The 21,660-nt window shown below is 62.1% G+C and carries 23 protein-coding genes; 14 read left to right on the plus strand and 9 right to left on the minus strand.

Annotated features, from left to right (window positions below; genetic code table 11):
• Positions 1-9 precede the first annotated feature (9 nt).
• On the minus strand, positions 10-1,989 hold the full coding sequence (gene parE / locus KNJ79_RS10605) for a DNA topoisomerase IV subunit B (protein WP_089214551.1): 1,980 nt from the start codon (positions 1,987-1,989) through the stop codon (positions 10-12).
• Between the two features lie 172 nt (positions 1,990-2,161).
• Between parE and KNJ79_RS10610 the strand changes: the two genes are divergently transcribed.
• Positions 2,162-2,995, plus strand: coding sequence for an outer membrane protein (locus KNJ79_RS10610; protein ID WP_317151035.1), 834 nt, complete (start codon positions 2,162-2,164; stop codon positions 2,993-2,995).
• Between the two features lie 53 nt (positions 2,996-3,048).
• On the opposite strand, the gene KNJ79_RS10615 is transcribed toward KNJ79_RS10610, so the two are convergent.
• Both KNJ79_RS10615 and KNJ79_RS10620 read right to left on the minus strand, forming a co-directional pair.
• Positions 3,049-3,444 carry a PaaI family thioesterase gene (locus KNJ79_RS10615; RefSeq protein WP_317151036.1) on the minus strand — a complete coding sequence of 132 codons (396 nt, stop codon included), beginning with the start codon at positions 3,442-3,444 and terminating at the stop codon, positions 3,049-3,051.
• A complete protein-coding gene (locus KNJ79_RS10620; protein ID WP_089214791.1) occupies positions 3,441-4,124 on the minus strand; it encodes a GcrA family cell cycle regulator in 684 nt (227 codons plus the stop codon). The genes KNJ79_RS10615 and KNJ79_RS10620 overlap by 4 nt, the downstream gene beginning before the upstream one ends.
• A gap of 122 nt (positions 4,125-4,246) precedes the next feature.
• On the opposite strand from KNJ79_RS10620, the gene KNJ79_RS10625 reads away from it, so the two are divergent.
• Entirely contained in the window at positions 4,247-5,119 is an 873-nt protein-coding gene (locus KNJ79_RS10625; RefSeq protein ID WP_089214554.1) for an ABC transporter permease, read from the plus strand.
• 12 nt (positions 5,120-5,131) lie between these two features.
• Here KNJ79_RS10625 and hspQ read toward each other — a convergent pair whose 3' ends face one another.
• Positions 5,132-5,518 (minus strand): heat shock protein HspQ, encoded by a 387-nt coding sequence (gene hspQ / locus KNJ79_RS10630; protein ID WP_089214555.1) that lies wholly within the window; start codon positions 5,516-5,518, stop codon positions 5,132-5,134.
• A 165-nt stretch (positions 5,519-5,683) separates the two neighbouring features.
• Here hspQ and KNJ79_RS10635 point away from each other — a divergent pair, with 165 nt between their 5' ends.
• The 3 genes from KNJ79_RS10635 to KNJ79_RS10645 all read left to right on the plus strand — a co-directional run bounded on the left by KNJ79_RS10635 (position 5,684) and on the right by KNJ79_RS10645 (position 8,860).
• Positions 5,684-6,328 carry a Yip1 family protein gene (locus KNJ79_RS10635; protein ID WP_317151037.1) on the plus strand — a complete coding sequence of 215 codons (645 nt, stop codon included), beginning with the start codon at positions 5,684-5,686 and terminating at the stop codon, positions 6,326-6,328.
• Between the two features lie 429 nt (positions 6,329-6,757).
• Positions 6,758-7,666, plus strand: coding sequence for a tyrosine-type recombinase/integrase (locus KNJ79_RS10640; RefSeq protein ID WP_317151038.1), 909 nt, complete (start codon positions 6,758-6,760; stop codon positions 7,664-7,666).
• Between the two features lie 3 nt (positions 7,667-7,669).
• Complete coding sequence (locus KNJ79_RS10645; RefSeq protein ID WP_317151039.1) at positions 7,670-8,860, plus strand: IS91 family transposase; 1,191 nt, start codon at positions 7,670-7,672, stop codon at positions 8,858-8,860.
• 350 nt (positions 8,861-9,210) lie between these two features.
• Here KNJ79_RS10645 and KNJ79_RS10650 read toward each other — a convergent pair whose 3' ends face one another.
• Together KNJ79_RS10650 and KNJ79_RS10655 are read right to left on the minus strand one after the other, a co-directional pair.
• A complete protein-coding gene (locus tag KNJ79_RS10650; protein ID WP_317151040.1) occupies positions 9,211-9,705 on the minus strand; it encodes a Mov34/MPN/PAD-1 family protein in 495 nt (164 codons plus the stop codon).
• Entirely contained in the window at positions 9,702-11,468 is a 1,767-nt protein-coding gene (locus KNJ79_RS10655; protein WP_317151041.1) for a HesA/MoeB/ThiF family protein, read from the minus strand. The genes KNJ79_RS10650 and KNJ79_RS10655 overlap by 4 nt, the downstream gene beginning before the upstream one ends.
• Before the next feature lie 290 nt (positions 11,469-11,758).
• Between KNJ79_RS10655 and KNJ79_RS10660 the strand changes: the two genes are divergently transcribed.
• The 3 genes from KNJ79_RS10660 to KNJ79_RS10670 are packed head-to-tail and all read left to right on the plus strand — an operon-like array spanning position 11,759 to position 13,244.
• Positions 11,759-12,082 (plus strand): helix-turn-helix domain-containing protein, encoded by a 324-nt coding sequence (locus KNJ79_RS10660; protein ID WP_317151042.1) that lies wholly within the window; start codon positions 11,759-11,761, stop codon positions 12,080-12,082.
• Positions 12,079-12,909 carry an ImmA/IrrE family metallo-endopeptidase gene (locus KNJ79_RS10665; protein ID WP_317151043.1) on the plus strand — a complete coding sequence of 277 codons (831 nt, stop codon included), beginning with the start codon at positions 12,079-12,081 and terminating at the stop codon, positions 12,907-12,909. The genes KNJ79_RS10660 and KNJ79_RS10665 overlap by 4 nt, the downstream gene beginning before the upstream one ends.
• Positions 12,906-13,244 carry a hypothetical protein gene (locus KNJ79_RS10670; protein WP_317151044.1) on the plus strand — a complete coding sequence of 113 codons (339 nt, stop codon included), beginning with the start codon at positions 12,906-12,908 and terminating at the stop codon, positions 13,242-13,244. Before KNJ79_RS10665 ends, KNJ79_RS10670 begins: the two co-directional genes overlap by 4 nt.
• A gap of 76 nt (positions 13,245-13,320) precedes the next feature.
• On the opposite strand, the gene KNJ79_RS10675 is transcribed toward KNJ79_RS10670, so the two are convergent.
• Positions 13,321-13,893, minus strand: a complete 573-nt coding sequence (locus KNJ79_RS10675) for a thermonuclease family protein (protein WP_317151045.1) — start codon at positions 13,891-13,893, stop codon at positions 13,321-13,323.
• Between the two features lie 140 nt (positions 13,894-14,033).
• Between KNJ79_RS10675 and KNJ79_RS10680 the strand changes: the two genes are divergently transcribed.
• From KNJ79_RS10680 to KNJ79_RS10705, 6 genes are all read left to right on the plus strand, one after another.
• The gene (locus KNJ79_RS10680; protein ID WP_317151046.1) at positions 14,034-14,339 is read left to right on the plus strand and encodes an excalibur calcium-binding domain-containing protein; all 306 of its coding nucleotides are present in this window, start codon (positions 14,034-14,036) and stop codon (positions 14,337-14,339) included.
• Positions 14,340-14,351: 12 nt separating this feature from the next.
• Positions 14,352-15,188, plus strand: a complete 837-nt coding sequence (locus KNJ79_RS10685) for a hypothetical protein (protein ID WP_317151047.1) — start codon at positions 14,352-14,354, stop codon at positions 15,186-15,188.
• Positions 15,189-15,263: 75 nt separating this feature from the next.
• Positions 15,264-15,644: a hypothetical protein gene (locus tag KNJ79_RS10690; RefSeq protein WP_317151048.1), complete on the plus strand. Its 381-nt coding sequence runs from the start codon at positions 15,264-15,266 to the stop codon at positions 15,642-15,644.
• Positions 15,645-15,742: 98 nt separating this feature from the next.
• Complete coding sequence (locus tag KNJ79_RS10695) at positions 15,743-16,393, plus strand: hypothetical protein (protein WP_317151049.1); 651 nt, start codon at positions 15,743-15,745, stop codon at positions 16,391-16,393.
• 14 nt (positions 16,394-16,407) lie between these two features.
• A complete protein-coding gene (locus KNJ79_RS10700) occupies positions 16,408-18,318 on the plus strand; it encodes a caspase family protein (protein ID WP_317151050.1) in 1,911 nt (636 codons plus the stop codon).
• Positions 18,319-18,328: 10 nt separating this feature from the next.
• A complete protein-coding gene (locus KNJ79_RS10705; protein ID WP_317151051.1) occupies positions 18,329-19,525 on the plus strand; it encodes a hypothetical protein in 1,197 nt (398 codons plus the stop codon).
• Positions 19,526-19,754: 229 nt separating this feature from the next.
• Here the strand turns inward: KNJ79_RS10705 and KNJ79_RS22520 are convergent, their stop codons facing one another.
• A complete protein-coding gene (locus tag KNJ79_RS22520; RefSeq protein WP_394357120.1) occupies positions 19,755-20,102 on the minus strand; it encodes a helix-turn-helix domain-containing protein in 348 nt (115 codons plus the stop codon).
• 585 nt (positions 20,103-20,687) lie between these two features.
• On the minus strand, positions 20,688-21,617 hold the full coding sequence (locus KNJ79_RS10710) for a nucleotidyltransferase and HEPN domain-containing protein (RefSeq protein WP_317151052.1): 930 nt from the start codon (positions 21,615-21,617) through the stop codon (positions 20,688-20,690).
• Positions 21,618-21,660 lie beyond the last annotated feature (43 nt).

Consider the following 21,660-nt stretch of genomic DNA (forward strand, 5'->3'; position numbering starts at 1 on the left):
GGGCCGGCTTCACGCGTCGATCGCCGCTTCGTCGAGGCTCGCCGCATTCGCCTGGATGAAGTGAAAGCGGTGCTCGGGATGCTTGCCCATCAGCCGGTCGACGAGATCCTTGACCAGATGCCGCTCCTCATATTCCTGCGGCAAGGTGACGCGCAGCAGGCTGCGCGTCGCCGGGTCCATCGTCGTTTCTTTCAACTGGTTGGGGTTCATTTCTCCCAAACCCTTGAACCGGCCCACATCGACCTTCTTGCCCTTGAAGACGGTCGCCTCCAGCTCGGCGCGATGCGCATCGTCGCGCGCATAGGCCGAGGTCGCGCCCGCGGTCAGGCGATAGAGCGGCGGCTGCGCCAGATAGACGTGGCCGTTCCGCACGATGTCGGGCATTTCCTGAAAGAAAAAGGTCATCAGCAGGGTCGCGATATGCGCGCCGTCGACATCGGCGTCGGTCATGATGACGATCTTCTCGTAACGCAGCCGGTCGGCGTCGCAATCCTTGCGCATCCCGCAGCCGAGGGCGAGCGCGAGGTCGGCGATTTCCTGATTGGCGCGGATCTTGTCGGCGCTGGCGCTCGCGACGTTCAATATCTTGCCACGGATCGGCAGGATCGCCTGCGTCTTGCGGTCGCGCGCCTGCTTGGCGCTGCCGCCGGCGCTGTCGCCCTCCACGATAAATAATTCCGTGCCTTCGGGGCCGTCGTTCGCACAATCGGTGAGCTTGCCCGGCAGGCGCAGCTTGCGCGCGCTCGTCGCGGTCTTGCGCTTCACCTCGCGCTCGGCCTTGCGCTTCAGCCGTTCCTCCATCCGTTCGAGGATCAGGCCAAGCAACGCGCGGCCGCGGTCCATATTGTCAGAGAGGAAGTGGTCGAAATGGTCGCGAATCGCGCTCTCGGTCAGGCGCGCGGCCTCGGGGCTCGACAGCCGGTCCTTGGTCTGGCTCTGAAACTGCGGGTCGCGGATGAACACCGACAGCATCATCTCGCCGCCGTTGAACACGTCGTCGGCGGTGATCTGTGCCGCCTTCTTCTGTCCGATCAGCTCGCCGAACGCGCGCAATCCCTTGGTGAGCGCGGCGCGCAGCCCCGCCTCGTGCGTGCCGCCCGCGGGGGTCGGGATGGTGTTGCAATACCAGCTGTACGATCCGTCGGACCAGAGCGGCCAGGCGATCGCCCATTCGGCGCGGCCCTGCTCGCCCGCGAAATCCTGCCGTCCGACAAAGGGTTCGGCGGTCGCGCACTCGCGGGAGCCGATCTGTTCCTTCAGATGGTCGGCAAGGCCGCCGGGGAACTGGAACACCGCTTCGGCGGGCGTGTCGTCGCCGACCAGCTCGGGCGCGCATTTCCAGCGGATTTCGACCCCGGCGAACAGATAGGCCTTCGATCGCGCCATGCGATAGAGGCGCTGCGGCTTGAAGCGGCCATGCTCGCCGAAAATCTCGGGATCGGGGGTGAAGGACACGCTCGTGCCGCGGCGGTTGGGGGTTGGGCCCAGCTTTTCGAGCGGCCCCAGTGGCACCCCGCGCGCGAAACGCTGGCGATAAAGCTGCCTGCCCTGCGCGACCTCGACCTCGGTCTCGCTCGACAGCGCGTTGACGACGCTGACCCCGACGCCGTGAAGGCCGCCCGAGGTCGCATAGGCCTTGCCTTCGAACTTGCCGCCCGAATGGAGGGTGGTGAGCACGACCTCGAGCGCCGACTTGCCGGGAAATTTGGGGTGCGGATCGACGGGAATGCCGCGGCCGTTGTCGGTGACGGTCAGCCGGTTGCCTGCGTCGAGCGTGATTTCGATGCGGCTCGCATGGCCGGCAACCGCTTCGTCCATGCTGTTGTCGATCACCTCGGCGGCGAGGTGATGGAGCGCGCGTTCGTCGGTGCCGCCGATATACATGCCGGGGCGCCGGCGCACCGGTTCGAGCCCCTCGAGCACTTCGATCTGCGAGGCGTTGTAGCTTTGCGGCTCGGAACCCGCGGCGTCGAACAAATCGTGACTCATGCCTTGGCTATAGGGGGCGGGAAAGCCCGCTGGCAAGGAGGGTTTTCGATGCCTCCGTCCATCAGCGTCGCGGCCCGTTTCGTCTCATTTCCGTCATAAAGCGGAACCTCGCCAACCGGCCGCGGGTTTGGCGGAAGGCTGCAAAGCCATTCAAAACATTGGAGTAAAAAATATGAAGTTCAGAGCTCTCCTCGCCGCCGTGGCCGCCGGTGCGATCGCCGTGCCCGCCATGGCCCAGGACCGCGACCCCGCGGAGGATTTCAACGGGCCCTATATCGGCGTCGTCGGCGGCGCGTCGCTGCAGCCCAGCGACCGCAACGAAACCCTGCTGTTCGATACCGACCTCGACGGCAATTATGGCGACACCGTCAATACGGCGACCGGCGCCAATGCCTTTTCGCCCGGCTTCTGCGGCGGACGCGCGACGAGTTCGTCCCCGACGAGCGGATGCCGCAACGACGTCGACGGCGCCGAATATTATCTGCGCGTCGGCACCGACCACCGCATGGGCAATTTCGTCGTCGGCGCGCTGGTCGAAGGCGGCCGCAGCGAAGCCAAGGACAGCGTGTCCGGCTTTTCGACCGGCCCGGACAGCTATATGCTGACCCGGCGCGGGCAATATCAGGCGGGCGCCCGCCTGCGCGCCGGCTATACGCCCGGCGGCGGCGCGCTCTTCTATGTCACCGGCGGCGGCGCCTATGCGCGGATGAAGAACAGCTTTTCGACGACCAACGCCGAAAACAGTTTCGCCGACACCGGCAAGAGCAACGCCTGGGGCTATAGCGTTGGCGGCGGCGCCGAAGTGATGGTGACGAACGGCCTCTCGCTCGGGCTCGAATATCTTTATACCGACCTCAAGGACAATGACTATCGCGTTGAAGTCGGCCAGGGATCGGCGCCCGACACCAACCCCTTCCTGCTCGACGCGGGCGGGACGAACATGATCCGCAGTTCGCCGTCGTTCAAGACGCACAGCGTGCGCGGCACGCTCAGCTATCATTTCTGAATTATCGGAAGTGGATGGGAAAGGCGCCGGGCCAGGATCCGGCGCCTTTTCCGTTAGGCGCTCGGCGCGGGAAAGATTGCGAAATTGCCGTTGGCGCTCGCGACCAGCCGGTCGTCCTGATAGAGCCGCGCATCCATATTGGCGATGCGCTTGCCGCGGTGGAGTACTTCGGCATCGCAGATCAGCCGGCCCTCGCGCACCCCGACATGATAGTTGAACTTGATCTCCAGCGTCGCACACCAGAAATGATCGTCGAGCTCGCTGGTCAGCGCGCCGCCCATCGCGGTGTCGGCGAGCGAATAGGCGACGCCGCCGTGCGCGACGCCTTGCGGGTTGAAATGGCGCGCGCGGTCGATGTCGATCGCCATGCGGCACTTGCCGCCGCCGCGCTCGACCATTTCAAAGCCGAGGAAGCGCGCGAATTCGAACTCCTGCCCGAACGGCCTCACCGGACACGCGGCCCGCCGAAGGGTGGCGGCGGGGGCGGACGGCGCGTGCCGCGCGGCAGCTGCGCCTGATAGGCGCGGCCGCAATGCTCGACGCAATAAGGGAATCCGGGGTTCACCGGCTCGCCGCAGAAATGGAAATCGGGCTCGCCCGGATGCCCCATCGGCCAGCGGCAGATGCGGTCGTTGAGGTCGAGCAGGCTCGTCTTGTCGGCGATCTCCGGGCTCGGTTTCGCGGGCACCAGCCGGCGCGGCGGCGCGGGCGGAATCGGCGCCTGCTGGTCACCGGGCCCCTGGCGGATGAAGCCGCCGGGACCGATCGAGACGATGCGCGGCGCGTCGGGTTTCGGCGCCGCTTCGCTCTCGGACTCGGCGGTTGGAGCCGGCGCGGCGGCCTTGGGTTCGGCCTTCGGTGCCGGGGCCGGACGCGGGGCGGCGGGTGCGGCTGCGCGCGGAGCAGGGGCGGGCGCCGCGGGCTTGGGCGCGGCGGGCGCCTTGGCGGGCTTCGCGGGCTTGTCGGTCGCCTTGACGGGCGAGGGACGTGATTTCAACCCCAGGCGGTGCGCCTTGCCGATCACCGCGTTGCGGCTCACCCCGCCGAGTTCGTCGGCGATCTGGCTGGCAGTCAGCCCCTTTTCCCACATGCCGCGCAGCTGTTCGATGCGCTCGTCCGTCCATGACATCGTCTGTTCCTCATTTCCTTCCACGCCGCGGGTATTGCGACGATCCGCCGGCGGGATCGTTCGTCCCGCCGGGACGCAGCCCGGCTTGCGGTAAAGTCGGGGAGGCGATAGGCGAGATCGCCATGAACGACCAGCCCCAAATTTCGCGCTTCGACTCGGACAATCGCCCCGCGGCTCCGGCTTTTGCCGAACCCGGCGTGCCGCAGATCCGTGCGCTCAACCTTCCCGGCCTGCAAGCCCTCTATGTCAAGGAGGTGCGGCGCTTTTTCAAGGTCCAGCTCCAAACTATCTGGGCGCCCGCGGTCACGACCCTGCTGTTTCTCGTCATTTTCACCGTCGCGCTGGGCGGCGCGGGGCGCAAGGTCATCGGCGTGCCCTTCGCCGATTTCATCGCGCCGGGGCTGATCATGATGGCGATGCTCCAGAACAGCTTCGCCAATGCGAGCTTCTCGCTGCTCGTCGGCAAAATCCAGGGCACGATCATCGACTATCTGATGCCGCCGCTCGCGGTCGGCGAGCTGATCATCGCGCTGATCGGCGCCGCGGTGACGCGCGCGGTGTTCGTCGGCCTCGCGCTGTGGCTCGCGATGCTGCTGTGGCCCGGCGTCCATGTCATCCCGCAGCATTTCTGGGCGGTCGCTGCCTTCGGCCTGCTCGGCGCGACGATGATCGGCTTCCTCGGCCTCATCACTTCGGTCTGGGCGGAAAAGTTCGACCATGCCGCCGCGGTGACCAATTTCGTGGTGACGCCGCTCGCTTTGCTGTCGGGCACCTTCTATTCGGTCGACCGCCTCGCGCCGTGGTTCCAGTCGGTCGCGCACCTCAATCCCGTCTACTATGCGATCATGGGCTTTCGCTACGGCTTCATCGGCACCGTCGATTCGACGATCGCCAATCCGCTGCTGATCGCCGTGCTCGCGCTGCTTGGCGTCAACGCGCTGCTCGGCGTCATCACCTATCGCCTGCTCGCGACGGGGTGGAAGCTCAAGGCCTGATCCGGCCCCCGCTTAGTGCCGGTGGATCGACCGGATCCGGTAGCGCCCCTTTTCGATCCCGTCGAACATCGCGTCGATCTGCGGATGATCGACCGGGCCATGCTCGGCATCAGCCACCAGATTCTGCTGGCTGACATAGGCGATGTAGGAGGATTCCTCATTCTCCGCGAGCAAATGATAATAGGGCTGTTCCTTCGCCGGGCGGATCGCTTCGGGGATCGCCTGATACCATTCCTCGCTGTTCGAAAAGACCGGATCGACGTCGAAGACGACGCCGCGAAAATCGAACATGCGGTGCCGCACGATGTCGCCCGGCGCAAAGCGCGCGCGTTCTATCAGCGGAGCGGGCACGCCGCCTTCGACTTCACCCTGATACTCGGACGGATTTTTTGCTATCATATGGTCAATTTATGGCGGTGAGCCGATCTTTCAAGCGCTATCCACCGGCCCCGCGGAGTATCAGGAGCGGATGTGACTTGAATCACCGAAATATTCCCGCACACTGGGCATATCGACTTGGGAGTTTGATTTGATTTCATAGCATCAGCAACAGGGGACAGGCATATGACCGACGAATCCTTTCGCAATCCGACGCCGCCGGAAGAATCGGGGCAGGCGATCGTGCAGCGCGCCAAGGACATATTGTTGAAGCCCAAGGAGACCTGGGCCGTTATCGACGGCGAGGCGGCGACGGTCCAGTCGCTCTATGTCCCCTATGTCCTCGTCCTCGCGGCGATCGGCCCGCTCGCCGGACTGATCGGCGGACAGCTTTTCGGCTATCGCTTCCTCAATGTCACCTATCATCCGCCACTGGCCGGAGCGCTCGTTTCGGCAGTTCTGTCCTATGCGATGACGCTCGCGGCGGTCTATATCGTCGCGCTGGTGATCGACGCGCTCGCGCCGACCTTCGACGGGCAGCAAAGCCGGATCCAGGCGCTCAAGGTCGCGGTCTATTCGGCGACCGCGGGCTGGGTCGCCGGCATATTCAACCTCATCCCCGGGCTCTTCCTGCTCGCCATGCTCGCGGGCCTCTACAGCCTCTATCTTCTCTATCTCGGCCTGCCGCGACTGATGAAAACGCCCCAGGACAAGGCGATCGTCTATACCGCGGTTGTCGTCGTCGTCACGATCGTGTGCATCTTCGCGATCAGCGCAATCGTCGGCCTGCTCGCGGTCCAGGGCAATCCGGCTTTCGGCGGCAGCCTCTAGGGTCGTCAAACGATACCGGTCGGGCGAAAAACCGCCTGACCGGATCGCGCGGTCAGGGAAGGAAAATGGAGGAGAGTGAGGAATTTTGGAAAAAACCTAAATATTTGTAATGATTTAGGTAACTCGCTCGCCCGATTTTTTTACCACACATCTTACCTCACGCATTCCGAATGCGTGTTTCAGACCGCGATTTTTCTATGCCAGAATAGCCGATTCTTGTCGATAGTTTTCGGCGACACGTCAGCGCATTTGGGGTCCCTGGAGCGATGGGCCAGATAGTTCTCGCTTGGGTGCTTCTGGCCGATGCACGAACCGCTCCGCGGATTGGCGTTAGCCTCGATGTAAAGCGGCCCAGCGAGCGCCGCGCCTGATTGAACGCGAGCTGCCGCAGGCAGACCCTTTCGGCTCCTTTACCTGAGGAGTCGAACGATGAATGAGCTTATCCAGATTGGTCCGATCAGCCCGCTGCGCCAGCGGCTGATCGACGACATGACCATGCGCCGCTTCTCGAAGGAGACGCAGCGCAACTATCTGCGCGATGTCGGACGGTTCGCGACCTGGCTCGGGCGCTCGCCCCACACCGCGAGCGCAGAGGATGTCCGGCAGTTCCAGATCGAGCAGCAGCAGGCGGGCGTCCCGGCGCCGACCATGAACAGCATTGTCGGCGCGCTGCGGTTCTTCTTCACGCACACGCTCGACCGCCCCGACCTCGCGCGCAAGCTGGTCCGCACCAGGCAGGTTCGCAAGATCCCGGTCGTACTGACCATGGCCGAGGTGAAGCGGCTGCTCGATGCAACGCGCTCCTTGAAGCACCAGGCGGCGCTGTCGGTCGCTTACGGCGCGGGGCTGCGCGTCGCCGAGGTATCGGCGCTGAAGGTCAGCGATATCGACAGCAAGCGCATGCTGCTGCGGATCGAGCGCGGCAAAGGCGGGCGCTACCGCAATGCCATGCTGCCCGAAGGCCTGCTCCTGCTCCTGCGCGACTGGTGGCGCGCGGGACGGCAACAGGGCATTCTCGTTCCCGACGGCTGGCTCTTCCCCGGACAGAGCGCCGCGGCGCCGATCAGCACGCGCCAGCTCTACCGTGTCGTCGTCGAAGCCGCGGAGGCCGCGGACATCGACAAGCGCGTCGGACCGCACACCTTGCGCCACAGCTTCGCCACCCACCTGCTCGAGGACGGTGTCGATATCCGCGTCATCCAGGCATTGCTCGGCCATGCCAAGCTAAACACCACCGCCTTCTACACGCAGGTCGCGACCAAGACGGTACGGTCGATCGTCAGTCCGCTCGACAGGCTCGCGCTCGCATCGCCGAGCGAGGAGGCACCCGACGGCTGAGCGATGCGCGCCTCGCTCGAGGTTGCCGACATCTTCCGTTCTGCCGGACCCGCGTATCGCACCGGCCATGCCGGGCACCTCAGCCTGCATCAGCTCAAGATCATGTCGGCGATCGAGCATTGCCGCACCGCCGCGCTCGGCGGTCATGTCGAGGCCTGCACCGACTGCGGACACTGGCGGATCGCCTACAACAGCTGCCGCAACCGGCACTGCCCCAGGTGCCAGGGCGCCGCGGCGCGCAGCTGGCTCGAGGCGCGCGAGGCCGACCTCCTCCCGGTCGGCTACTTCCATGTCGTGTTCACGCTGCCTGCCGAGGTCGCCGCGATCGCCTATTACAACAAGACGCCCCTCTATGACCTGCTGTTCAAGGCCGCGGCCGATACGATGCTGACCATCGCCGCCGATCCGAAGCACCTCGGCGCCCGGATCGGCATCACCGCTGTGCTTCACACATGGGGCTCGGCGCTGACCCATCATCCGCACATCCACATGATCGTGCCCGGCGGCGGCATCTCGCGCGATGGAACGCGCTGGATATCAGCACGCCCCGCCTTCCTGCTCCCGGTCCGCGTCCTTGGTGCGCTGTTTCGTCGCCTTTTCCTGACCCGCCTGCGCGCGCTGCACGACACCGGCAAGCTCGCTTTCTTTGGCAGCCTCACGCATCTCGCCGAGCGGCGCGCTTTCCTGCGGCACCTGTCACCCGTCAGGAAGAAGCGCTGGGTCGTTTATGCCAAGCCGCCGTTCGCCGGGCCCGAGGCGGTGCTCGCTTATCTCGCGCGCTACACTCACCGCGTCGCCATATCGAACAGCCGCCTCCTCCGCTTCGACGAGGCCGGAGTCACCTTCCGCTACAAGGATTACCGCAAGTCCGGCGCTGGACGGCAGCAGGTCATGACGATCGCCGCCGACGAGTTCATCCGCCGCTTCCTCCTCCACGCCCTGCCGCGCGGGTTTCATCGCATCCGCCACTATGGCCTCCTCGCCAGCGCACGCCGCAAGGATCATCTCGAACGCGCTCGCCGCCTGCTCGATGTCGCACCCCCACTCACCGAGGAACCGACCGACGAGCCCGAGCCCCGGCCGACCTGCCCGTGCTGTGGCGGTACGATGATCATCATCGAGGTCTTCGAGCGCCGCTATCAGCCTCGCGCGCCGCCCCAGTCGGCGGTCTCATCCGGGACAACTGCGCCGTGACCCGGCACGGCCTGGCACCGACGCGATCCAGCGCACACCCGCGCCTGGAAGCGGACCCGCTCGCGCCGACGCTGCTCATAAGCGGACATTGCACGCCCAAAATCGGACGGTCCGACTTTCAGCGTCCGCTTTTGCGGCCCTTATCCAGACGGTCCGCTGTCGCGCACGTCCGCTTCTGGGCAGCAACTGGCTACCCCAGCATCCGCGCAAAACAGCTTTCCCCATAGCTCAGCCCATGACCACCGCGGTTCGGGCACCGAAGACTTTCCGACGCCTGGCGGCGTCTGAAACTCTCAACGATAACGGACATTCAGCTTTCGATTGCTCGGAAATGAAAAGCGGACGTAAGATCAGGCCGCTTCCATTATCACGGGCCATCCACTTGGCGGGTCGAAAATCTTCGTCTCCTGCGCGGTGATTTCGAAGCGCCCAAAATAGCCCGAGCGACACCCGAGCCAGGCGCCTCTATCCCATCCAGTTTCCGCACCGGCCAAAATCGCCATCAAAGGCGCTTTCACCCGCCGCTCAATCTTCGACAGCGTTCGCTTGTCGATCTCGCTCATCGCTGCAAGACCATCTGGATGGGTGTGCCAATCGCCGAGATAGTCGAGGTCGCCGCCGGTAGAATCAAAAATGGCGCGGAGTTGAGCACGCTGCCACACGCCGTCGGGCAAAAGCATATGCCGACCGTGCAATGCGCGAGGCCCTGGCCCGATCAACCCCGTCACAATGCGATCATTTCCGTCCCTCCAGCCAAGCAAAATCCCCCCAGTTTCGAGAGGAAAGCTACTGGAGGCGAGGTCTTCCATCTCGGCCATTATCTTGCGCGCCAGCCAAATTGTCATACGGCCCCGCAACCGGAACATTGGGGATGTACCGCAATCCCTCCTGCCTCCCAGCGCGGAAGCGATCGGCGGCCATCCTGAACCAGCGCCACCGATGACCAGTCCCAATCGCCAGCATCAAACGCCTCGGGAGCAAGAAGCCCTATCGCGCTACGCGCGACTTCCATCGACACTTCCTGGAGATCGAAGCTCCCGCCAGTGAACGTCGGCGAGTTGCAACCTACGGGGACAACCGTGGCCGACGGATCGCTCGGCGGAAGTGCAACGCCACCATCGCTCCAATGTTCGTTCAGGCAGATCCAGCAAGCAGGTGCGCCAGAACGAAGGCGCACGACGATTCCGCCTGCCACTCCTTCGGTCGCATAGCCGATAACCAATGGCCTCCCAAGGTCGCGGCATTCGTGCGCGAGTGCGGCCTGGCACTCGGTAGAAGCGCTCGTGTCGACGACGAGATCGGCCTCTGCGATCAAACGGCGTAGCTCAGACCTCGGTTCCGGGGTCGCCGACCGCGCCGTGTCGACATCCGTCGTTGCGGCGCCAAGCCGTCCGGACAGGCCGTCGACCCGCGTGGAAGGATAATTGCGCATAATGAAATCTCGTAGCGCCGCAACCTTGGGGACGCCCCATGCGGATCGCCCAAGAGGCCAGCGCACGCTGTTCCCAGGTTCGACGATGTCACGGTCGACAATCGTTAGTTCGCCTATGCCAGCCCGGACCAGTTCGAGCGCCGCAAAACTGCCTATCGCGCCGACCCCGCAAAGTAATATCTTCTTATCGCGCAAGGCGGCAGCGACAGGCAGCCGCGCGAATAGGTCGTTGGAAATCTCGAAACTCCGCACCAGCGCAACCGAGCGCTTCCCGTCGCCCTTGCCGCGCCACCGTTCGACAAGAAACAGCCAGCCGTCTCCCGATTTGTCCGCCCCGTAGGCGACCTCATCCTCGAAGACGATTGCAGTTATCCGCAGGTCGCGGTTTCCACGCCCCTGCAACCGCCGATATGCTTTGTTCGCGAGCGCCTGACGCGCGATTTCTTCCTCGGCCGCCGCCAAGAGTGCCGTTGGTTCCTGGGGAAGCGGACGATGAAGTCTGACCCAGCGCCCCTCGCTCCTTTTCCAGCTTCCTGACCATCCCGCAGGTGAGAAAGGCGATGCAAGCCAAGGTCCGGCTAGCGGGCTGGCGCGATGAAAAACGGCCTCAAACCAGCTTGTGGTGCCGTCCGCGGCGCGAGGGCTTATCGAGAAATCGGCGACACCGCATGCCTGCGCCGGAACAGCGGGACGCGACAAATAGACGGCCGACACGGGCTCTGCCTCGTGCGCGAAGTAATTGACGAGTGGATCGGGCGCCTGCTCCTCGATCTCGGCCGCCGCATCCCATTGGCCTTCAGCGCGGAGTGCGTTCACGTCGATTATTTTGGGCAGTTGTTCATGGATCAGATCTGCCACGCGCTGGTGCGAGTACCATTGCCCCGCGTCGGGAACGAGCAGGCAAAGCCCTCCGTCAAAGGGATTCTTGTGTCGCGCAACATCGAGATCGGGTGCGGTGACTGCCGGTCGGCAAAAAGGATGAAGCGGCGAATAGCCTACGTCCAGCTTGACGATCCGATCGCTTGCCGGCCATTCGACTGCCAGGATCAGCGATCCATTTTGTTCGTTCGCTATCGCGACCGTCGCGCCGTGCGCAGCGAATGCGGCCATCTCTGCATCATAGAGAGATGGCCAGCACTTCCACCAATCGGTGACCTCATTCGCCTTCACGGTCACGACGCGCCTCAGCCGACCGGACGGTGCGACGGCGGGTTGGAGGGCACGGGCGGGCCATCAGGGCGACCCGGCGTATGGCTCGGGGGACCCTTGGGTACGTCCGGATGTTCGGGGTGTTCCGGATGGCCAGGGCGGTCAGGCTTATTACCGTTGGACATTGATCAATTCCTTTCTTGCAACCGGACGCTTGAGTTCGGAGTTCCGGTAAGCGATATATGGGTATCGCGAGTTCGCGGTTCAAGGAAAAAAAAATTCGGTATAACCGAACCGGTAGAAATTTAGGGGTCGTCATGTCATCCACGTTGGGAAAGAAGGTCAACAACCTCAGGCGCGAGAAAGGTCTCACGCTCGAGCAGCTCGCGAGTGCGACGGGCAGCAGCAAAAGCTATATGTGGGAGATCGAGAACAAGGCGGTCGCCCGTCCCTCTGCGGAAAAGCTGAACAAGATTGCCGAGGTGCTTGGCGTCACGCCCGAATTCCTTGTCGACGAAGAGAAGCGCGATCCGACCGTCGATGAGCGCGATGTTGCCTTTTTCCGCAAATATCAGTCCGCCGATCCAGCGGTGAAGGACAAGCTCAAGCGCATCCTCGACGTACTGGACGAGGATGAATGACGAAAGATCCTGCACGTCCTGGCGCGTGGGCCAATCTCCTGAGCCAAGCTTGGGGATCACGCTTCCCGGTTGATGTAAAGGCAATCGCGCTCGAATATTCGACGCGCTTTCCCGATCCGATCAAGACGATAGCAAAGGCCGATGTAGCGACCTTCGAAGGCGCGCTCTGCCCGCTGCCCAAAAGCGGCAAATGGGCTATCCTTTACAATCCAGGTATCAGTTCGCCGGGCCGTATTAATTTCACGCTGGCCCATGAATTCGGCCACTACCTTTGTCATCGATCGCTCCGGCCTTTGGGTTTCGAATGCGGCGAAGAAAGCATTTACGGCGTCGGCAACGACGATGATGAGCGACGTATCGAGCAGGAAGCCGATACATTCGCATCCTATTTGCTGATGCCGATCGATGATTACCGCGATCAAGTCGGGCGTGGGACCATGTGCCTCGACCTGCTTGCCCATGCCGCCAACCGTTATGCGGTTTCCTCAACCGCCGCCGCCATCAAATGGCTGGACTTTACAAGCGAACCGGCCGCACTCGTGGTTGCCACAAACGGCTTCATACTATGGTGCTGGCGCAGCAAAGCAGCGAAGCGCCGGGGGATTTATTTTGAGCGGGGAACACCTCTTCCGGCAAAATCCTGGGCAGCAAATCCGACGCGTGTCGCCGGCGCCAACGGGATCGAACTGCCTCGAAATGTCTGGAGTCCAAGGAGCGAAGCCCGCGAGATGGCGATCTTTGCTGACCGCTATGAGATGACTATTTCTCTGGTCGTATTCGGCGAAGAGGTCTGGAATTCCAACACTTGGCAATCGGAAAGGTCATGATGAAGGATTGGCTTGAGATTGTCGCCAATATCGCGGCGATCCTGACGGCGGCCATTGCTGCGCTAGCCTATTTCCATTTCATCTGGGGCGAGAGGGCTCGGCGGCGTGCGCTCGAGGATCATCTGCGAGAGGAAGCGCTTCTATCGCAAGACGAAGGCCGCCGAACGATTATCCACCTGATGGCCTACTTATCCATGACCGAGGCGGAGGTTTTGCGCGCAGGGTTTCAAAGCAAGTTGGTTCGCTCGGAACCAGGCGTCGATGATCAAGGCCGGGCGAACAGGCTCTATTTCCGTTACGACGGCGAGGACCTTCCTCGCCGTCGTCCATTATGAGATTGCGCCGGCTGGCCGGTTGTAGTCAGCCGGTTTGGGGAGGAGTACGCGCTCAAACGGACATCTCACACTCGGCTTAGCACCAAGGTCGGCGTCCATCCGCATACCAGCGCGCGAGCCCTTCACCGACGAGCGTCTCCCCAGCGCTTTCACCGTCTACCAACACGATGCGCAACTTCCGCCCATACTGGTCTGCATCCCGATCGATGGCTTTCAACGAGATACTCCCGCTCTGGAGAATCTCTCGCAGCCGCACCGTAGCGCGGTCTCCAAGGTCCTTCTCGGCCTGACACCGATAGTCGTGAGTCTCAGGCGTATCGATATCCGCAAGTCGGATCTTCACCCCCGCGAGCCAGATCGTGTCGCCATCAACCACGCAATTGTAGCCGCCGCCCGTATGACAGAAAGAGAAGCTCTGCCGCTTGGAAGGCGCTGTCGTTTCAGATGTCTCAGCGATCGCAGCGCTAACAAGCGCCAGCGGTCGACCGGACACACCTTCGAACCAACCCGACAGGTAGCCTTGGGTGACCGCAATTGTTCCGGCGAAGACCAGCAGAAACAGGACGAACGCGGGAGGCCCGCGACGGGGCGATAGCCGCTTCGGCGGCCGCTTCCATTGGCTTCCCTGCCGACCGCGATACTTGCGCATGATGCCTCCCCGATAGGCGCAGCATAGTTCCACGATGCTCGGCTGCCATCCCGAAATCGAACAGAACAAAATCGACGGACGCAAATACAGGATTCGACAGTCGTTCCGTTACGAGGCATCTTCCTTTTGGGGACGGGGCTATGCATTATTTCCTAATCGCTGCAGCATTGGTGGCTTTGACCTTGCCCGGCGTCGCGGCTGCCCACGGGGGCGGCCTCGCGGCTGATGGCTGTCACAATGACCGCAGGAACGGCGGACGGCACTGCCACCGCGCGCCGAGCGCCCCTGCGCCACGCGCCGAACGGCCCCAGCGCCTTTCCGGTCCATCGCGGGCATTTCCCAATTGCAGCGCAGCGCGTGCCGCAGGGGCAGCACCGGTGCGCCGCGGCGATCCTGGTTATGGTCAACACCTCGACCGCGACAACGACGGTATCGGATGCGAATGACTTGGGGGAACAATGACCACATACTTTAAGATTGCAGCGGCGATTGCACTCGCCTGCTGTCCCGCCGGTGCGGCTGCCGAGGATCTGACGATCAATGACATCATCGCGCTGACAGAGATGCAACTCGGCGACGCCGCCATCATCGCGAAGATCGAAGCCGAAGCGGCAAGCTTCGACCTCAGCACCGATCAGATGATCGAACTCAAGAAGAAGGGCGTATCGAGCAACGTCATCGCGGCCATGGTACGGTCGGGCAAGGCCGATACCGCTGCCGAACTGTCGGTGGACTCGTCCGATCCCAATGTGCCCCATCCGCCGGGCGTCTACCTCCTGCACGGGACCGTCGAGAAAGGACGGATGGAGCGCATCGAGCCTACCAGCTCGAGCCAGGTCAAGACCGGCGGCATCTGGGGCTATGCCCTGACTGGCGGCATTGCCTCGGCGAGCGTCAAAGTGTCGATCCCGAATGCTGCGGCGCGGGTCGTCTCGACCAGCAAACCCTATTTCTACTTCTTCTTCGACGAGTCCCAAAAGGGCGCGGCTGCGAGCTCCTTCATGGGATCGGCCTTTCTCGCGAGCTCGCCCGCCGACTTCAACCTTGTTCGCCTCGACAAGAAGAAGGACCGCCGCGAGGCGCGCGTCGGCAGCATGAACATCGGCGGGGCCAAGATGGGGGTAATGGACAAGGACCGCATCACGATCGAATATGAACTCGTCCGTCCGGGTGTCTACAAGGTCAAGGCCGGCGACCCGCTGGTGCCTGGCGAATATGGCTTCCTCTACTCGCTGCCGGGCGCCGCGGCGGGCGGGGCCGCTAATGCCCGCATCTTCGATTTCTCGGTGAAGTAATCCGCGGCGAACGCCACGAGGATGCAGAAAGCAAAATAGCGGAGTGGAGTTTAAATTGACGAGCAGGAGGCGATCATGTTCGGATTTGGCCGGGTCGATGGACTAAACAGAAAAGAATACAATAATCGAGTGAAGAACTTGCTTGAAAATCGCTTTGCGATTGATACGGATCACATGCGCAATCCGCGCTTCCCTGGAATAATCACGTTCGGTCAATTGATCGACCAAGGATGGTTTCAGAAGTGCTGCCCAGAGGATAACGCGCTATTCATAGCCCTCGCATATTGGGAGGGTTGTGCCAAGGAAGGAGGGTTGGGCTTAGCAGAAGCCTTGAGGATCGACGACGCTGTAAGTGCATTTATCCCCGAACTTGCCATCGCGGGGAAAATTTCAGATGCCCGAGCTCGCCAGTTTGTGAGTTTCTACGACAGTAATTGCTGGAGGCTGATGCGCTAACGACGCGCGCTACCGAGAGCAGAGCCAATGCGGCTTGCCACCTTGTACTACTAGTTCAGACTTGCTTCACGCTTCTGCGGAAAATGTTAAAGCGCGATATGAACGCAGCAGACACAGTGATTCCCGAGCCCGATCCGCGCTTTCGCTGCTTCGAACGCCCCGAAGAAGAAGCAGCCGTCGAGAAGTCGATCGCGAAACTGCTCGGAAAGCTGCAGAAGCAGTCGCAAAGCTTGTTTGTGAATGAAGAGAATATTCTTCGGATGAACCATGGTGCCAGATGGGTCCACTCGGCTCGCGAAGAAGACCCTGACACCACAATGCATCGGATTTCGGTCGAGTGGGTTTTGCCCTTTAAGGATCTCGCCGATAACGACCTCAGCCTCATTGCCCGCTCAATCCTGCCGATAAGCAAGGACATGCAGCGGCAATTTGCAGAGAATATGTACGGGGTCGTCGGCGCCGCTGCTGAAAAAGTCGGCAATGTCGTCGACGCCCGGGCTGTGGGATCCTTTCCCCAGTCGATGCTAGAGATGCTCAAGAAAATCGAGCTCGGCGTCGATCGCGACGGCAGTATCAGCATGCCGCAGACGCACGTGAACGCCGAAACATTCGAGCGAATAAAGCAGGAGTTCGAGGATGTGTCGCCCGAACTGGAGGCCGAGTTCGAGCGGGTCAAGGCCGAGAAGATACAGGCGGCGCTCGAGAGAGAAGCCGAACGCAAAGCCAAGTTCAAGACGGCCAAAATATGAGCGGAAGGGCCCTTTTGACGATCGGCTGCGATCGTTACGATCATCTGTCACCGTTGCTCGGCGCTGAGGCTGACGCATCGGGCATATTTGATCTGCTCATTGCGCCGCAGGTCGGCGACTATGATGCCGGACGCTCGCTGCTCCTTCGAACACCTACCCTCGGCGAGGTCCGCGACGCCCTGACCTCCATCCTGTTTACAGGCGAAGCGCTGGACACGCTCACGGTGGTCTTCGCAGGGCATGGCGCCGTCGGTGGCGGCAGCTTCTATATGGCCATGCGCGATAGCCGCGCCGATGCCCTGTCAGCCACCGCACTGTCGCTTGCCGATCTCTTCCGCATGATATCCGAAGCCTCGCCGCGTCAGACCTATATAGTCATCGACGCCTGCCAGTCGGGTGGCCTGATTTCCGACCTCAATGTGATCCTCAAATCCGAGGTTATGGGCGAGTTCGGGACGCCGGGAGTGAGCTTGCTCGCCACCTCGGCATCAGACCAGTCTGCCATCGAGATCGACGGGAGAGGGGTAGGAACGACTGCGCTGATGGAATGCATCAGAGGCGACATGTTCCTCCAGGATACGAGTGCAACGCTCGACCTAGTGGAGATTGGCCGCGCCGTCTCGCAGCGCGTCAGTGCGGCGGGCGAGCAGACTCCCGTGGTCTGGGGCCTCAATCTCTACGGTCCGGCCGGCTTCTGCAAGAACCCACACGCCGGGACAGGCGATGCGCCGCTCCGCAGCGTGCAGGCAGGATGGCCGGACGTAAAGATCGGCACCGCTATTCGGGAAGGCCTGCCAAAACTCTGGGCGCCCTATGTCACGATACAGAACCGCTGGAACGCGCGCGACTTCGTCGACCGGCTGGGCTCCGTTCTTGTCGATTTGAAGGCTGAGCCCGCGGCCCAGGCCACTTTCGCTCGGCGAATGGCTGACGCGTGCGCTGTGCAGGCCCAGCAGTCGTCTGATCATGCTCGGGAAATCGAGGTCCGCGCAGCGTGCGTCGTCGCGCTCCTGCCTTGGTCCCGCGAAACGCCGGTTGCAGATTATCTATCCGAAGCGTGCTCCGGTATCGCTTCACTGGTCGAGGAGATGGTCGACGATGCGGCCGCGGCGCTCGACAATTATCAATTCTCGCTGGTGACGGGCGGGCTGAGCGAGCTTTATCATCTGCCGATTCGAATATCGCAGCTTCTTGGATGGGCCGGATTCGCAGTCCACGCCCGCCTCTGGAACGGCGAGGACAGCGACGCAGCCACGCGATGTCTGAGCGAATTGCTGGCGCGCATCTTCAACACCTATTCCCTGTCGCTGGTAGCGATGAGTGACGCCCAGTCGCCGGCCGCCATGTCCGCGCTTTCCGCCATGTCGCGCGCCGGTCTCGTTGAGGAAGGCGAACAGCTTCTCGGTCATCTGTTCTCATCTGGTATTGCCAATCGTGGTCAGGTTGCCCGACCCGATCTCGCACCCGATCAAATTCTGGACTATCTGATCGCACGGGCCGCTCGGCCCGGAAAGGTCGGAGCAGAATTCCTCGCGACGCCCACCGAATTGATGCTGACGCTACTTCGGTCCGCACCGCTTTTCGACCTTACCGATGAACTCGACACGGCGCTCGATAAGATCGATCACCTCGCACTCAACGCCTATCTGCCAGAAACCTTCCAGGATTTTGGCGGCACGACGATCATGGGCGGTACGAATGCCGTGTTCCAGATCGGTCATGATATCTGGAGCATCGCCGACATCGAAACCGCATGGCCTAGCAACCCCGTACCCGACGGTCCCGGAGTTGCAATGACAGCCCTCGCCGCCAGCCTGCTGTTTCCCGATCGAACGCCATGGTTCCTTTTGCCGTTGCGACAGACGGTCGAAGGGAAGTCCTGCGCTGCCGGAACAATGTTATCGGGTTCGACCGTCGATAAGTGAGAGAATTCGAATGAGAGACGCGGTGCTGGACGAGGGGTCCAACAATTCCGAACTCAAGGTAGGAAATCTCGGCGAACCGATCCGGCTTACAGATATCAACTTCGCTGGCATCTCAGCAACGGCGGCGCGGGCCAACGAAACGGTCACGGTCTGGACCCGGATGGAGATTACCTCGGACGAGGCACTCTTCCACAAGCTCATTGCCAACGTGGCAGCTGCGATCGAGTATCGCGCCCAAGCTGCTGGCGCTTACGATCGGCTAGAACGGGCGTCGACGGTCCTCCTCGTAATCAAGCCTAACAATAGCGCGGAACTCTGGATCGATCGTGCGGCGATCGCGGTGTCTACGACGTTGAAGCGCCCTGGGCCGATCAAGGCCGGCACGGTGCTTTTCGAGAAGGATACGGTTGATATCACCGGCATCTGGTTCCCTCGCGTCGACATCGGCCCAGCGGATCGGATCCTGTGCATCATCCGTGAGGGATGGCGCTTCGGTCTGTTCTTCGATTTCGATCGGAGCGAAGGGCAAGAACTATCCATCGGGGACGCCAAGCGCTCGATCGGCCGAATGGTTCGGAAAATGCGTTACGCGGATCTGTACGCTGCGCTTGCACATGAGCCGACCTTTGATTCGATCGTCGCTGCGGGATGGTTCCCCTTCCTCGAGTTGATGAAGGGAGAATTTCGCAGCCTCCTCGACGCGCAGGAGGCCGGCTTCGAGCTCGACGATGCCGAGCACGCACTGATCGAGAAGTTCGACGCGGAGCGGCTCGACCGCATGTTCAATCGATGGATGGGCCGGCCGCATTTGAAATCTCGCGAAGCCATATTGCGACCTGCAATCGCAGCCTTCGGCGCGAAAGAGCCGGTGACCGTCATCAAGATCGTGCTGAGCGAGATCGAGGGCGTGATGTCGGATGCCCATTATGAGGCAAGCGGCATCCGGACGCACAAGATCCCGAAACTACTTGGGTTCATGATGACGCTCGCCGAGCAACGAGCCGGTGGGAGTGACACCCTCTTCTTCCCACTCGAGTTTGGGCAATATCTGAAGAATTATACCTACGCTGGCTTCAATCCGGGCGATATTGGGCGAGCGGGTTCTCGGCACGCCGTCAGCCATGGCGCTGTGGCGAGCGACCTCTACACGATGCCGCGCGCGCTGCAGGCGCTGCTCACCTTGGACCAATTGGCGTTCTACACGTAGGCTGAGGAAGGATCCCCGCTTGCCTTAGCTTTGATCAAACTGGCAAAACGCTCCCTTGCGCACTCTGGAGGTCGCGCCATTAAAGCACGGCAGCTTTCCGTCGACTTAGCGTGAGTGCCGAATGCCCAAATTCAGACCCCCAGCTGCCCACAGTGCCCGGCAAACCCACGTCCGCTTTCAAGCGCCGCCCCGCGACGGTCGGAACGGCCGACATCAGGCGCGAAGCTGCCTAATCCTGCTCGAAGAGGGGAATGGACGCAAAATCGTTAGGGGCGCGCCTGCTGCGAGATTGGCGACCAGATTTCCGTACGTCGTCCTGATTGCTGCGGCGTCGGATCTGCGCCGCCGTGCGGCTGGTAGAAGTGCCGCGCTGCCGTTCAATCAAGTCGCGAAGGCTTTCTGTCAGGACCAACGTGGCGGCGCCCATCTTTACGATCTCGACTTCGCCTCTCGCGATTAGAAGGTAGAGAGAACTGCGACTTATGCCCGTAAATTGACAGGCGTCGGGAACCCGCATGCTGATGGGCTCGATTGCAAGCGGCGACGACGGCGGAGGGGCAGGGGATTGGAAAGGCATAACGGTGCTCTCGCGGAACAATTGTGACGGGACGGTTGGAAGGGCGCCGCCCCGTCGCGCTCGATTATCCAGATTCGTGCTGCGCTAATCCACACGACGTTTGTACGCCACCGCCTGTTCTCCTACGCCGGGCTGCCTTCAATTCGGCCCGATGGACTCTCTTGGTTGTCGGCGGACGCCATGGCATACGGAGATAAAGCAACGCGTTCTCGGACGCAGGCTGAGTGTCGCAGGAAAGCGGCGATTGCCCGGAACGCGGGTCGAAAGATTGTCCCGACACCGGTTCAGCGCTGCCGATTAGCGCGCGGCTGAATCGCCGCTAACGTCATTTTCGTCCGCCATGTTCATGTCCCGCGAGGGTGCGGATGCGCACCTCGATACGTCGCGGAAATACGTCACTTTGCGACAGAGAGGCGGCGGCGACGTCGGATCAGCCGCTCGAAAAGTGGCGGAAAAGCGCTATGCATCCGTGCGTGAGGTGTGTCTCTCCAATATGTGGGTCCGATGCGAAGCATCGCGGCCCGGACTCTTACGACCCGTCAGCATCGAGAGCCCAGGGGCGACTGACCGCTCTGGGATGGTCAATCAAAGGTGAACTGAGGCTTTGTTCTCGAGCTCGGCGATCCGATCTGAGCAAATCGCGTGGACCGCGCGGCCCAACTCCTCGACGCAGCCACCAAGCCATTGCAGCTCAGCCTCGGTGATGCGGTAATGCTTGCTGTAGCGGGCCTTCACATAGGCCTCTTTGAGCTTCTCGAAGCGCGCCCGATCTTCGCGGCGCTCGCGCGGCCAAGCATCGACCAGCCGCAGGTCGATCCGCTCAGCCTGGGTGCGCAGGAAAGCGAGGTTGTGGACGTGCGGCGTGTAGAAGGTGCAGACCAGCAGGACGCAGTGGTACAGGCGCTCGGCAGACTGGTGCATGTTAAATGCTGCTTCCCGCAGCCCGCCGTCGTTTGCCAGAAACTCAGCTGCACTTTTGAACCGGCCCGCGCTCGGATACCATTCATCGAAATACTCCCGCGCCATCGCTAGCGCCTGCGTAGGCGTTTTCGGCTTGGGCGTGTGGAGCGGTTTGTCGTCATATTCATAGAGCGCGATCCCGTCGCGCGCGACGTCCATGAAGAAATACCGCCCGTGCGCCAGCCCGTCGTTCACTTCCTGCAGGGTGTGGACGATGAAGTTGACCGGGGTCTTGAGCGTTTTGTCGATCGCCAGTTCGCGAATGAGCCGGTCTTCGAGCTTGGCCCAGAAATCGACCTTCTCGGTGAGACGCTTGTCGTTGACGATAATGAGAAGGTCGAAGTCCGAGCGGTAGCCTTTGGCGGTGTGCGGCTCGTCGACCCAGCCGCCGCGCGCATAGCTGCCGTAGAGGATGATCTTGTCGATCCGGCCCTTCTTCTTCCAGCCCATCGTGCCGAGCGCGATGGCATCCTCGAACTCTTCGAAGACGATTGCCTTCACGCGTTCGAGCTCGCGCTGCTTGTTCGCGGGAAGATGATCGAGGTCGGTTTTCATTGCTGGCGGCACCCTGTCGGCGCGGCGGCTGCTTGGCAAGGTG

Origin of the sequence: Sphingopyxis indica, from assembly GCF_032879645.1 — a bacterium.
In the GTDB taxonomy this organism is placed as follows: domain Bacteria; phylum Pseudomonadota; class Alphaproteobacteria; order Sphingomonadales; family Sphingomonadaceae; genus Sphingopyxis; species Sphingopyxis indica.

Bases quoted from the DNA above. Each gene is read 5' to 3' on its own strand.
- hspQ (WP_089214555.1), bottom strand. From the start codon at position 5,518: ATGATAGCAAAAAATCCGTCCGAGTATCAGGGTGAAGTCGAAGGCGGC.
- KNJ79_RS10660 (WP_317151042.1), top strand. From the start codon at position 11,759: ATGTCATCCACGTTGGGAAAGAAGGTCAACAACCTCAGGCGCGAGAAA.
- KNJ79_RS10635 (WP_317151037.1), top strand. From the start codon at position 5,684: ATGACCGACGAATCCTTTCGCAATCCGACGCCGCCGGAAGAATCGGGG.
- KNJ79_RS10610 (WP_317151035.1), top strand. From the start codon at position 2,162: ATGAAGTTCAGAGCTCTCCTCGCCGCCGTGGCCGCCGGTGCGATCGCC.
- KNJ79_RS10710 (WP_317151052.1), bottom strand. From the start codon at position 21,617: ATGAAAACCGACCTCGATCATCTTCCCGCGAACAAGCAGCGCGAGCTC.
- KNJ79_RS10695 (WP_317151049.1), top strand. From the start codon at position 15,743: ATGAACGCAGCAGACACAGTGATTCCCGAGCCCGATCCGCGCTTTCGC.
- KNJ79_RS22520 (WP_394357120.1), bottom strand. From the start codon at position 20,102: ATGCCTTTCCAATCCCCTGCCCCTCCGCCGTCGTCGCCGCTTGCAATC.
- KNJ79_RS10670 (WP_317151044.1), top strand. From the start codon at position 12,906: ATGATGAAGGATTGGCTTGAGATTGTCGCCAATATCGCGGCGATCCTG.
- KNJ79_RS10640 (WP_317151038.1), top strand. From the start codon at position 6,758: ATGAATGAGCTTATCCAGATTGGTCCGATCAGCCCGCTGCGCCAGCGG.
- KNJ79_RS10665 (WP_317151043.1), top strand. From the start codon at position 12,079: ATGACGAAAGATCCTGCACGTCCTGGCGCGTGGGCCAATCTCCTGAGC.
- KNJ79_RS10690 (WP_317151048.1), top strand. From the start codon at position 15,264: ATGTTCGGATTTGGCCGGGTCGATGGACTAAACAGAAAAGAATACAAT.
- parE (WP_089214551.1), bottom strand. From the start codon at position 1,989: ATGAGTCACGATTTGTTCGACGCCGCGGGTTCCGAGCCGCAAAGCTAC.
- KNJ79_RS10625 (WP_089214554.1), top strand. From the start codon at position 4,247: ATGAACGACCAGCCCCAAATTTCGCGCTTCGACTCGGACAATCGCCCC.
- KNJ79_RS10645 (WP_317151039.1), top strand. From the start codon at position 7,670: ATGCGCGCCTCGCTCGAGGTTGCCGACATCTTCCGTTCTGCCGGACCC.
- KNJ79_RS10675 (WP_317151045.1), bottom strand. From the start codon at position 13,893: ATGCGCAAGTATCGCGGTCGGCAGGGAAGCCAATGGAAGCGGCCGCCG.
- KNJ79_RS10685 (WP_317151047.1), top strand. From the start codon at position 14,352: ATGACCACATACTTTAAGATTGCAGCGGCGATTGCACTCGCCTGCTGT.
- KNJ79_RS10650 (WP_317151040.1), bottom strand. From the start codon at position 9,705: ATGACAATTTGGCTGGCGCGCAAGATAATGGCCGAGATGGAAGACCTC.
- KNJ79_RS10680 (WP_317151046.1), top strand. From the start codon at position 14,034: ATGCATTATTTCCTAATCGCTGCAGCATTGGTGGCTTTGACCTTGCCC.
- KNJ79_RS10705 (WP_317151051.1), top strand. From the start codon at position 18,329: ATGAGAGACGCGGTGCTGGACGAGGGGTCCAACAATTCCGAACTCAAG.
- KNJ79_RS10620 (WP_089214791.1), bottom strand. From the start codon at position 4,124: ATGTCATGGACGGACGAGCGCATCGAACAGCTGCGCGGCATGTGGGAA.